The organism is Sphingomonas sp. KR3-1, assembly GCF_040049295.1.
Classification (GTDB): Bacteria; Pseudomonadota; Alphaproteobacteria; order Sphingomonadales; family Sphingomonadaceae; genus Sphingomonas.
Map to the genome: position 1 here is coordinate 595,174 of NZ_JBDZDQ010000002.1, position 11,424 is coordinate 606,597.

At 65.4% G+C, this 11,424-nt stretch carries 9 protein-coding genes; 8 read left to right on the forward strand and 1 reads right to left on the reverse strand.

Going from position 1 to position 11,424, the window contains the following annotated elements; genetic code table 11:
* Nucleotides 1–260: 260 nt before the first annotated feature.
* The 5 genes from ABLE38_RS14575 to ABLE38_RS14595 all read left to right on the forward strand — a co-directional run bounded on the left by ABLE38_RS14575 (nt 261) and on the right by ABLE38_RS14595 (nt 4,271).
* Entirely contained in the window at nt 261–566 is a 306-nt protein-coding gene (locus ABLE38_RS14575) for a hypothetical protein (RefSeq protein ID WP_348974951.1), read from the forward strand.
* 26 nt (nt 567–592) lie between these two features.
* Complete coding sequence (locus ABLE38_RS14580) at nt 593–1,222, forward strand: general stress protein (protein WP_348974952.1); 630 nt, start codon at nt 593–595, stop codon at nt 1,220–1,222.
* 237 nt (nt 1,223–1,459) lie between these two features.
* Nucleotides 1,460–2,752 (forward strand): cation:proton antiporter, encoded by a 1,293-nt coding sequence (locus tag ABLE38_RS14585; protein WP_348974953.1) that lies wholly within the window; start codon nt 1,460–1,462, stop codon nt 2,750–2,752.
* 361 nt (nt 2,753–3,113) lie between these two features.
* Entirely contained in the window at nt 3,114–3,308 is a 195-nt protein-coding gene (locus ABLE38_RS14590) for a sigma factor-like helix-turn-helix DNA-binding protein (protein ID WP_348975222.1), read from the forward strand.
* A 63-nt stretch (nt 3,309–3,371) separates the two neighbouring features.
* Nucleotides 3,372–4,271, forward strand: a complete 900-nt coding sequence (locus tag ABLE38_RS14595; protein WP_348974954.1) for a HEPN domain-containing protein — start codon at nt 3,372–3,374, stop codon at nt 4,269–4,271.
* A gap of 741 nt (nt 4,272–5,012) precedes the next feature.
* Here the strand turns inward: ABLE38_RS14595 and ABLE38_RS14600 are convergent.
* Nucleotides 5,013–8,708: an autotransporter domain-containing protein gene (locus ABLE38_RS14600; protein WP_348974955.1), complete on the reverse strand. Its 3,696-nt coding sequence runs from the start codon at nt 8,706–8,708 to the stop codon at nt 5,013–5,015.
* Nucleotides 8,709–8,847: 139 nt separating this feature from the next.
* Between ABLE38_RS14600 and ABLE38_RS14605 the strand changes: the two genes are divergently transcribed.
* The 3 genes from ABLE38_RS14605 to ABLE38_RS14615 all read left to right on the forward strand — a co-directional run bounded on the left by ABLE38_RS14605 (nt 8,848) and on the right by ABLE38_RS14615 (nt 11,383).
* Nucleotides 8,848–9,489, forward strand: coding sequence for a helix-turn-helix transcriptional regulator (locus ABLE38_RS14605; RefSeq protein ID WP_348974956.1), 642 nt, complete (start codon nt 8,848–8,850; stop codon nt 9,487–9,489).
* 341 nt (nt 9,490–9,830) lie between these two features.
* On the forward strand, nt 9,831–10,391 hold the full coding sequence (locus tag ABLE38_RS14610) for an RNA polymerase sigma factor (RefSeq protein WP_348974957.1): 561 nt from the start codon (nt 9,831–9,833) through the stop codon (nt 10,389–10,391).
* Nucleotides 10,391–11,383, forward strand: a complete 993-nt coding sequence (locus tag ABLE38_RS14615; RefSeq protein WP_348974958.1) for a FecR domain-containing protein — start codon at nt 10,391–10,393, stop codon at nt 11,381–11,383. Before ABLE38_RS14610 ends, ABLE38_RS14615 begins: the two co-directional genes overlap by 1 nt.
* Nucleotides 11,384–11,424 lie beyond the last annotated feature (41 nt).

The following is an 11,424-nucleotide window of genomic DNA, read 5'->3' on the forward strand; positions in this document are numbered from 1 at the left end:
TGACGGACGGCCGACAATTCTACCTGGAGGGATCGTCGAAACGCTAGGTGCGACATGCCCGCCGCCGCGCTCCCCGGTCGCGCCCGCTATGCTGTGGCGCGTCGCCGGCTTGCCGATTTATTTCGAGCGGCATGCGCCCGCGTTCGATTTCAACGGGTTATAGCTTCACAATCCGCCGCACGAGGGAACGCGTCCTGTCGATCTCGCATCGACAGATGACGTGCGCCTGCAAGACGCGCGGCGCTACCGAGAGGAACTTCATGAAGCTCTATATTCTTGCCGTGCTCGCGACCGTCGCCAGCACCGGCGCGATCGCGCAGGATCGCCAGTCCTCGCCGCACAACCCGGCGATGAAGGACAGCCGCGTCCATGCGGTCGCGCGTCCGGCGCGCGGGCACAGCTCGTTCACCCAGAGCCAGGCCCGGGGGCGCATCGCCAAGGCCGGCTTCACCAACATCAGCGGCCTTCGCAAGAACAATGACGGCGTCTGGCAGGGCCGCGCGATGAAGCGCCGCCATGCCGTGACGGTGATGCTCGACTTCAAGGGCAACGTCACCTCGCGCTGATCCACCGCATTTCAGGAGCATTGAACATGACCAGGACCATCACACGCCTGTTCGACGACTATTCGGACGCGCAGACCGCCGTGACCGAACTCGAGCGCATCGGCGTTCCCCATGACGATCTGAGCATCGTCGCGAACAATGCCCATGGCACGCACGGTGCCGATCGCGCCGATAACGACGGCATTAATGACGATGGCGACGTCACGCGCGGCGCCTCCGCCGGCGCCGCCATCGGCGGCGTCGGCGGCCTGCTCGCCGGTCTCGGGCTTCTCGCCATTCCCGGCCTTGGACCGATCGTGGCCGCGGGCTGGCTGGCATCGACTGCCGTTGGAGCCGCTATTGGCGGCGTCGGCGGCGCGGCCACCGGCGGCATTGTCGGCGCGCTGAAGAATGCGGGCCACAGCGACGAGGAAGCCGGCGTCTACGCCGAGGGCGTGCGCCGTGGCGGCACCCTCGTCAGCGCGCGCGTCGAAGACGCTCTCGTCGGCGAGACCGAAGCGGTGCTCGACGGCAATCGTGGTGTCAGCGCCGACACGCGCGGATCGGACTATAAGCAGTCCGGCTGGACCGGCTTCGACCCGGATGCCGCGCCGTACAGCGCCGGCGAGATCGACAGCCACCGGGCGGCCTATCGCCGCGAGCCGGCGGCGATGTGATCGATGATCAGGAGGCCGGCCATCACGCCGGCCTCCTTACTCAACGCATTGCCGTACGAACGCAGGACCCGGCGCGCGGCACCGGCGCCTCCAGTCCGGGTCAACCGACCTGACTGCCGTTAGCTGGCGAGGTTTGCGCCTTCGGATTTGGCTATGCCGTGCGGCGCGCCGGTGCCGCGAATGCGGGAGGGTATCCCGACGTGATGAACGTCGCGGCGATTGATCGGTTAGCACCTGATGTCGGACATCTTTTCCTGGCCTCCGGAGCCCTATATATCGGCGCTGGTCGGGATCGGCGTGCTGATCGCGCTCGTCGCATGGCTGCCGCTTGCCTTGAAAAGGCTGCCACTGTCGCTTCCGATCGTCTGCATCGCGATCGGTGCTGCCTTGGGCCATTATGCGCCGACCCCGGTGGTGCCCTTGCCCAGCGCGCATCCGGTCTTCGTCGAGCACTTCACCGAGCTCGTGGTCATCATCGCGCTGATGGGGGCCGGGTTGAAGATCGATCGGGTGTTCGGCTGGAAACGCTGGGCAGTCACCTGGCGCCTCCTGGGTCCCACGATGCTCCTGACCATCGCCGGGGTTACAATGATCGGAGTTTGGGTCCTTGGTCTGCCGCTCCCGCTCGCCATCCTGCTCGGCGGTGTCATGGCGCCGACCGACCCGGTGCTTGCTGCCGACGTCCAGGTCGGTCCCCCCAGGTCGGGCGAAGAGGATGAAGTGCGTTTCGGGCTCACCTCCGAGGCGGGCCTGAACGATGGACTGGCTTTTCCGTTCGTCAATCTCGCGGTAGCGCTGGCGGCAGCGAGCGTCACGGGCGAAGCCTGGGCGACGAAATGGGTCCTCCATAGCGTGATCTGGGAAATCGTTGCGGGGGCCGGGATCGGCTGGCTCGTCGGCCAGTTGTTCGGATGGATCACGTTCCACATCCCGGCCGAGAGCAAGCTGGCGCAGACCGGCGACGGCGTGATCGCGATCGCGGCGACGCTGATCATCTACGGACTCTGCGAGATGGCGCAGAGCTATGGCTTCCTCGGCGTCTTCGTCGCCGCCATGGCCATTCGGCATGCGCATCGCAGCCACGAGTTCCAGCGCGAAATGCACGACTTCACCGAGCAGATCGAGCGGATTGCAATGATGGCGGGCCTGTTGCTGTTCGGGGGCGCACTGGTGAGCGGCCTCCTGGCGCCGCTCGGCTGGCCGGAGATACTTGCCGCCGGCATCATCTTGCTCGTGGTTCGGCCGGTGGCCGGCGCGATAGGTCTTCTCGGCTTCAAGGCCGGACGCAGCGAAAAGCTGACCTTGGCCTTTTTCGGGATTCGCGGCGTCGGCTCCTTCTACTATCTCGCTTACGGCCTGAACCATATGGAAGACGGAGATCAGAGCCGGCTCTGGGCGTTGTTGAGCCTGGTGGTCCTGGTCTCGGTTCTTCTGCACGGGCTTACGGTCACGCCGGTTATGCGGTCGCTCGACCGCCACCACGGGCGCGATCCGGATGCGGACGAAAGCTCCCCCGGCCACGCCGCCTAGCAGAAATTACTTCCGTCATGCGCCCCTCTCGCAGGGCTGAACCACGGCGCGATATCGCTGTGCCCTGCGGTCTCGCATAGCGGACATCGCGCGAGCGCGATGGCGTTTTCTGTCCGCGTCCGCGGACTGGCGGGGTGGGCGTCGCATCCCTTTGGTCCCGCCGCGGCGCGCCGCAAGCCGGGCTTTGCCCGGCTCCTCCCCTGCGTTGCGGCCCTGCGGGTGCGTCCCGCCTCGTCCGGCGGGACCGGCGGTCCTGCTCCTGCCGCCCACCCCGCCATTCCGGCCCGGGTCGCGGTGTTTTGAGCAGGAGGAGGGCAGGGCGTTGCGCCTGAACCGCAAGGACCGTGTCCGCTTGGCACGGTTGGAGGCCGCTGTGGCAACGATGGAGGACACCACACGCGAGATATTCCTGATGCTCCGGGTGGACGGTCTTGCCTATCCCGAGATCGGCGCGCGGCTCGGGCTGTCCGTCGCCGAGGTCGAGCGAGGCTTCGTCGAGGCGATGGTGCATCTGACTCGCTTCATGGACGAAGCGGAGCGCGGGGAGGGCGACTGAACGCCTTTGGACCCGATGGGTCTTGCCATCTCGGCTTTGCCTGCCACAGGTTGCGGAAACACCATGCGAACCGGTCTCGATCATCTCCCCCAGTCCAAGCAGCGCGAGCTCGGCCATGTCGTGCGCGTGCTGATCGAGGAATTCGAGGCCGCCCATGCGATGGGCACGCTGAAGTGGAAGAAGGCCGGTCGCGTCTTCAAGATCGTGCTCTACGGCTCCTATGCGCGCGGCGACTGGGTCGACGATCCGGTCGGCGGCTACCAGTCCGATTATGACATCCTCATCGTCGTCAACGACGAGCGGCTGACCGAATTCGAGTTCTGGTCGGCGGCCGAGGATCGGTTGATGCGGGATACGACGATCACGCATGTGCTGAGCGCGCCGGTCAACTTCATCGTCCATTCGCTCGCCGACGTGAACCATCAGCTCGAGCGGGGCAGGCCTTTCTTCATCGACATCGTGGGGCAGGGGATCGCGCTCTACGAGGCGGAAGGCTTCCCGTTCGTGCAGCCGCGCGATCTGCCGCCTGCCGAAGCGCGCGCCGAGGCGCAAAAGTATTTCGATGAGTGGTTTCCGACCGCAGCCGAGTTCGCAGCGGGTGCAGAGTTTCACCGGTCGCGCGGTGCCGGAAAGATCGCAGCGTTCAACTATCACCAGTCCGTTGAGCGCTTCTATCACTGCGTGTTGCTGGTGTTCCGCCTCTACAGCCCTAAATCGCACAGGCTCAAATTTTTGCGATCCCACGCTGAGGAGGTGGCGCCCGAACTGGTCGCTGCCTGGCCGCGCGGCGACAAATTCAGCCGCCGGTGCTTCGAGCTTATCCGCCAAGCCTATGTGAACGCTCGCTACTCGCCGCACTACGAGATCACCGATGAAGAACTGCGCTGGATCGGGGAGCGCGTGGCCGTGCTCCAGGCATTGGTGCTGGAGGTGTGTGAGCGTCGATTGGTCGAGAACGGCTAGTCTTGGGCCGCTAGCCGACTGTCGGGTTTGAGGTGCAAGAACTACGAAAGCAGCCGTCACTTGTTCGTCTAGAGCGCTGCCCCTCCGAAGGCAGAGGCCGCAGGTTCGAATCCTGCCGGGTGCGCCATGTTTTCAATGACTTAGCTCTACGCCGCACTTGCCGTACGGAATAAGTACGGAAAACGTCGTCGGATGTTTTGCGCCGGAATGAACCCAATCTTTCCCGGCGATTCGCGACACGCCTCTAGCGCTTCAGTGAGGGTAGTCATTGCTAAGCCGCAGAATCCGCGGAAGGAATCTTAGATTCTTCCGTAGTGAATTGATTTCACATCAGATTTCTCTGCAGCCTTATCGGCTAACCCACGTGAGATCCTATGGAGCGGCACGACACGGTATACGTCCGCTTTGCGCCCCAAATACGGTCGTCCGGGGCTTCATGATTTCCCTGAAAGCTACCTTTTATCAGAGACGGTGAACCAGTGGCCGCTGTTTTGCGGTGACGGATCGCCGCCGCGCTTGAGCGCTGGTTTGGCGGCCGCGCGAAGAGGTCATACACGATCGGCTCTTAGGGCAAAGAACGCGAAGTCTTTGACCTTGCATCGATGCGGCATAGCGGGAGCAGTTCAATTAATGCAGCCGATGTGCTTTCCCAGCTTTCGGCTCGGCGAGCCGATACCAGCCTAAATGCTTATGGGCCGCCTCTTACGAGACGACCCACAAACACCCACGCTCTCGAACGGATCAGAAGCGGAAGCGGACGCCGGCGCGGCCGCCATAGCCTTCATAGTCGCCGCCATCGGCATAGCGGCCTTCGAAGAAGCCGCTGATCGCGCCGTGCTGCGAACCGATGTTCAGTCCGAGCAGGCCCTCGCCATAGTCGCTCAGCCGCTGGTTGCCGAACCGGACCGTCTGCCCACCGCTGGTGAAGGTGACCTGATCCTGACCCTTGAACTCATGGACGTAGTTGCCGCCGCCATAGAGGGTCATCTTGGCCGGGCCGATATCGCTGGTGAAACCGATCCGCGCGCCGCCGCGGCCGCGCACGCCGTCTTGGTCGTTGAAGGCGAAATTGCCCGACGCGCGGCCGAAATCATCGAAATCGGAATGCGTGTAGGAAACGCTCGCCGCCGGTTCGAACCAGAGCTTGCTGCCGAAGCGGAAGCCCGCCTCCGCCTTGCCGCCATAGATCGAACCCTTCAGCTTCTGGGTGTAGCGTCCCGAGATGCTGACATTGTCGCCCCAGTAATAGTCGTACTTGGCGAGCGCATTGACGAAGAAGCTGCCGGCATTGAGGCTGGCATAGACGCCGCCGTTGACCGCATCGAAATTGATCCGGTCAGGCGAGTTGGCGAAGTTCATGTTGGAATTGAGATAGCCGCCGGTCAGGCCGAAGGCGAAGCCGCCCTCACCCACCGGGGCGCCGAGATCCACGCCCATCTGGCCACCGAAATAGTCCTGCTTGTAGCTGAGATCGACCGGCGTTGTGACGCCGTTGAACGCGAAGCTGCGATTGCTGCCGCGCTGCTCGACCTGGCCGAGCACCTGAGCCCAGACGCGACCGCCGGCACCACCCGGCCCGTTGGCCGCGACGTTGTCGCGCAATTCGCGCATATGGCCCGACCAGCTGTCGCCCGACTGCAGCCAGAGGTTTCGCACCCCTTCGGCGAACAGCGAGGCGCGGTAGACGCCGACACCCGGGGTGGCGACCAGGCTGTAGGAGAAGGTCGTCGGGTTGTAGACGATGCCGTATTGGATCAGGCCTTGGTCCACCGTCGCGCCGTCGAGTGTGAAGGCCGTTGCGGATGAAGCCGCGCCGGCCTGCACCACCAGCGTGCCGGCGCTGGGGCTGAGCACCGCCGGCGTGGTGTTGAGCGCCGCGATCGAGACGATCGTCGTGCCGCTCGCCGCGCCGCCGATGCGGAGCTGGTCGGCGGTGAAGGTGGCGAGGTTCACGTCGACGCCAAGCTGGGCCGCACCACTGCCGGTATAGGTGCCCGGCAGGACCAGCACATCGCCGACATGGCCGTTGCGCAGATCGACCAGGCCGCTGTTGTTGAACGTCTCCAGCCCGGTCAGCGTGACCGTGCCGGCGGTGGTCGCCAGGCCAAGCACCCGCAGCGTCCCGCTGTTGTTGAACACGTCGGCACCGGCGCCGAAGTCGCTGTTGCTGTTGCTGTTGGCGTTGAAGGTCCCGGTGTTGTTCACCGTGTCGCCATTGGCGGTGAGCAGGATACGTCCGTTGATCGTGCCGCTATTGTTGACCGTGGCCGCGCCGCCAGTGACCGCGAGGGCATAGTTGCCGCCGTTGATCGTGCCGGCGTTGGTCACCGTGGTGCCCGTGCCCGAAGTGATCGTCGCGCCGTTGTTCAGGCCACCGAGCGTACCCGAGGTCAGCGCGAGATTGGCGGTAGTCGCCGCTGCGATGTGCACGCCGTCGAGGCTGGCCGAGTTGTTGGCACCGCTGAGCGAGACGCCCACCGAGCCGGCCGTGCTGTTCGCCACGACCGCATTCGCAGTCGTACCGGTGGTGGTGACGCCGGTCGCCGAGACGGTGACTGCGCCGCCGCCATTGGCGACGATGCCGCGGCTGCCGGCGCCGGTGGTGGCAACCTGGCCGCCGGTGATGGCGATGGTGCCGGGCGTGACGATGTTGATGCCGTCGGAAGCGGCGCCGGTGGTGGTGATCGTGCCGCTATTGGCGAACGTCACCGGACCGGTGCCGGTGATAACGACTGCCGTCCCCGCGCCGGTGGTGCCTGCCCCGGCAACTGTGGCGTTGATCGCGCCGGCACCGCCGGTGATGCGAAGCGCGTTCGCGCCATTGGCCGCCTGCCTGCCGCCGGTGAAGTTCACCGCGCCGGTCGAGTTGACGACGGTGCCGGTCGCACCCGCCTCGGTCGCGGTGACTGCGCCGGTCGTCAGCGTGACGGCGTTGGTGCCGGCATTGACGATCAGGCCATTGCCGGTCGTCGCCACGGTGCCGATGGTGAGGTTGATCGGAGCGGTCGAGGTGATGATCGCGCCCTGCGAACCGAGGCCGGTGGTGGTGACATTGCCGAGGTTACCGGTGATACCCGCACCGGTGACGACGGCGGCAGTCACGCCGGCGCCGTTGGTGCGAAGCGTCGCGCCATTACCGCGCAGGTTGATCGTGCCGGTCGAGGCGAGATCGAGCGCAGCGGCACTGTTGGCGCCGGCCGCAATGCCCGAAGTCGTGATGTTGCCGTAGCCGGCATCGATCGCGCCCGTCGCGGCGCGGCTATAGAGGCCGGTGCCGCCGATGCCGGTGGTGGTGATCACTCCCGCATTGGTGGTCACCGTGCCGGCGCCTGTCGTGTTGGCAGTGACACCATAGGAGCCGACACCCGAGGTGGTCGCCGAAGTGGTGTTGACGGCCACGTTGCCGCCGACCGAAGTCGCGAACACGCCGTTGCTGTTGAGGCCGGTCGTCGAGAGCGCGCCGCAGTTGACCGTCACCGATCCGGTGCCCTGCGCCTGTGCCGAGACCGCGGTCGCGTTGTCACCGGTCGTGGTGACGGTGGGGCAGCCGCCCACGTCGACGGCGCCGGTCGGGCTGAACGCGCTGGCGATGATGCCCGCGCCGTTGACCGTGCTCACCGTGCCGGTCCGGACCGCGACATTGCCGGTAAAGCCCTGCGCCGCGATGCCATAGCCGCCGGGGGTCGTGCCGCCATTGGTCGAGGTGGTGATGTTGCCGCTGGTGACCGACACCGCGCCGCCATTGGCGAGGATGGCGCGATCGCCCGCCACGACATTGCCGACAACGGTGGTGTTCGCGCCGTTGGTGGCCGAGACCGTGCGGATGCCGCGGCCTGTCGCGGTAATGTTGCCCGCGGTGGTCGAGATGGCGCCGGTCTGGGCGCCCGCATCGATCGCAGTGCTGTTCGCACCGGTGACGTTGATGTTGCCGGTGCGCAGCGTGAGGTCGCCGCCGGCCGTCGACAGCACGCCGAAGGAATTGGTGCCGCTGGTCGCAATGTTGCCGACCGTGACGGTGGCCGGCTGAGCGAGCGTATTGAGCGTCACGCCATTGGCAGCAATACCGCCCGTGACGTTGATGTTCACCGGCGCGCCGGCGCCGGCGGGGGTGAAGCCGAGCGCACCACCCGTGGAGGTGAGGTTGACCGCGGTCACGCCCGTCGTCGAAATCGGGCCGGTGGCGGTATAAGTTGTCGTTGCCGGGCTGGTCGTATCGACAGTCACCAGGCCGGGGCCCGCAATCGTCGCATTGCCGGCGCTGGTGGTGCCGGTCAGGACCGGGGCCGCGCCATCGACGCAGGTGATCGTGGTGCCGGTCTGCGAGCAGGTCGTCGCCTGCGCAGCGGCGCTGGTGGGCAGAAGCAGCATTGCTGCGGCGGTGGATACGCTACCGAGGAGCGCGAGGCGCAGCTTGGTGGTCGGGGTGGCAAAAGCCATCACGTGCGAAGCGAACATTTGAAGCCGGTCTCCTGAAATCAGGTCCCCCCGGATTACGTTTCGCTTAGCCGCAACCTTTTGACATGGATACTCGTAGTACTACCAGTTCCAGCAACTGTAATTATGCCAAAAACTGCATATGTGGATAGTTCCCCAAAAAGAGGAAATCTTTATTTCTGGTGCCTTGAAACTGTGCTTACAAACCCCGGCCGAGGAATCTTCGGCGGAACTTCTCCAAGTGGCGATCAAACATTCTTTGATCGGTATTGCGGTTTGTGATCACGACCTCACCGTGCACTTCTTTAATCCTGCGATGGCCCGGCTCATCGGCGGCAAGATAGCCGCTGCCCACGGACTGGCGATGCTACGCTTGCTCGGCGTCGATGAAGCTGCGGCAACGGCGGAGATCGCATCGCAGGGTGGCTGGGCCGGCCTAACGCGCATCGGCGCGATGGCCGTCGAAATGCACGTCGCAGTGGAGTCCTTTCGCGGCGCGAATAATGTCGCCGGCTGGTTGATCACCGCGCACCAGCCCGTCATCCGGCCGGTCTCCCTCGGCGATCATCAGCTGATCGCCTTGTCAGGCAAGCTCACGGCGCGGGAACGCGAGGTGATGCTCGCGCTGCAGGAAGGTGCCAGCAACAAGGCGATCGCGCTCCGCCTCGCCATTAGCCCTCGCACCGTCGAGTTCCATCGCGCCAGGATCATGCAGCGCTTTGACGCCAAATCCGTCGTCGATTTAGTGCGAAAAGTCGCTGCGGACGCGATGGCGGCGATGTGAGCGCGCTACCGCGCGGATTCCTCCATTATGGAGCAGCGCGCGGTCGCATGGCTTGCAATGTCTTCGCGGCGCCGTACCTTGGTGAGGCACCGCACGCAGTGCGGCGCCGAGGCGTGAGAACCTCGCTCTGAAAGCGATCTACTATATCCGGGCCTTTCCGTGGCCGGGTGGCCTACGCGCATGTCCAAGCCGCTTGCGGCCAAAGGCGTGGGCGCATGTACTTTCAGGCATGTTCTCATCACCCGGCTTTGCCGGTCCGCCTCGAACGGGAGAGGCGGACGCATGCGACGGTCGGTTCGAGCGAGGGATGGGGAGGGGCGGCATGGCCGCCCGGGCTTCGCGTGACGAGCAAGTCCGCGTCGCGCGGATCGGTCGTCCCGAAGGAGCCGCCCGAGGCGGCCGAGCCGCCACCGGCGCGGGATGTGGCTTCCTTGTACCGCTCCGAGGGGCCGCGGCTGCTGCGTTTCTTCCGGCGACGTACTGCGAACGCCGAGGACGCCCGCGACCTGATGCAGGAGAGCTTTTCGCGGCTGTTGGGAGGGGGGACGGGCCGCGATGTTGGACAGCCCGAGGCTTATCTCACGCGGATCGGCCAGAACCTTCTACGCGACCGCGCCAGGTTCGCGGCGCGGCGGTCCGCCGCGCTGCATGTCCCGGCCGACGACGCGGTTCTAACCGGGATGGATCAATTCCGTCTGCTCGAGACGCGCGATTTGCTTGACCGCCTCAACCTGGCCATGCTGGAGCTGGCAGAGGAAACGCGGGAGGTTTTCATGGCGCACCGTGTCGAAGGCCTGACCTATGTCGAGATCGCCGAGCGCACCGGCCTGACGGTCAAGCAAGTCGAAAAGCGTATCGCGCGCGCCATGTTGGACCTGAGCGATCTGCTCGGCCCGCGTTGATGAATGCCGAGTCCGACGCGGCGCTGCGCGAAGCAGCCGCCGAATGGTTTGCGAGAATGCGGGCGCCCGATGCAGAGCGCGACCGTTCCGCCTTTGAAGCCTGGCTTGCCGAAGATGTTCGCCACAGGCGCGCGTACGATCGCATGCTCATGACCTGGGAGCAGTCGCGCTTGGTCACGCACACGCCGGCGGGCGAAGCCTATAAAGGCTTGCCGAAACGCATGCGTTCCCGCCGCCCGGCCTGGCGATATGCGTTTGCGGCAGGAGTCGGGGCGTTGTTCGCCATCGGCGTCCTCCTCGTTCCGCGGGATCACTCCGCCGGTCCGCAGGTCGCGGCTCAGGAGGTAACATCGCCGGTCGGCATCCGGAAAGTCCGGTTGGGCGACGGTTCTATCGTGACTCTCGACGTGGGCGCGCGGCTGACAGTGCGCTTCTCCGGACGCGAACGCCGCGTTCAGCTTGATGCTGGCAGGGCGCGGTTCGAAGTGGTTCACGATGCGACGAGGGCCTTTGTGGTCGCGGCAATCGATCAGGAGATCGTCGCCACGGGAACGACCTTCGATGTTACCTGCATGGACGGGAAAATCTCCGTCGCGCTGCTGCGGGGCAATGTCGAGATACGCCAGTTCCAACCCGGCGCGTCCCGGGTGCCGATCGCGCGCTTGGCGTCGGGGCAATCGGTCGACCTCGCATCCGGCGCCAGCAAACCGGTGCCCCACATGATCAACCCGGCGGCCAGAGACTGGCCGAGCGGCATGGTCGAGTTCGATGGGGCGCCGCTTCGCGAGGTAATCGCGATCGCCAATCGCTATTCAGCGCGCAGAATTGTGCTTGGTGACCCGGCGATCGGCGAATTGCGCGTCACTGGCGGATACCGCATGGGTGATGCCCAAGCGCTGGCGGCCACGCTTGCGGCGGCGTTCGGCTTGCGCGTGGAGAGTGGTCCGGACCAATCTATCGTCTTGAAAGGGACGCGGTCGCCGGCGCGCTAATCCGCTCGACTTCGCGATGCCCGTGAAATTTTTTTTACGCG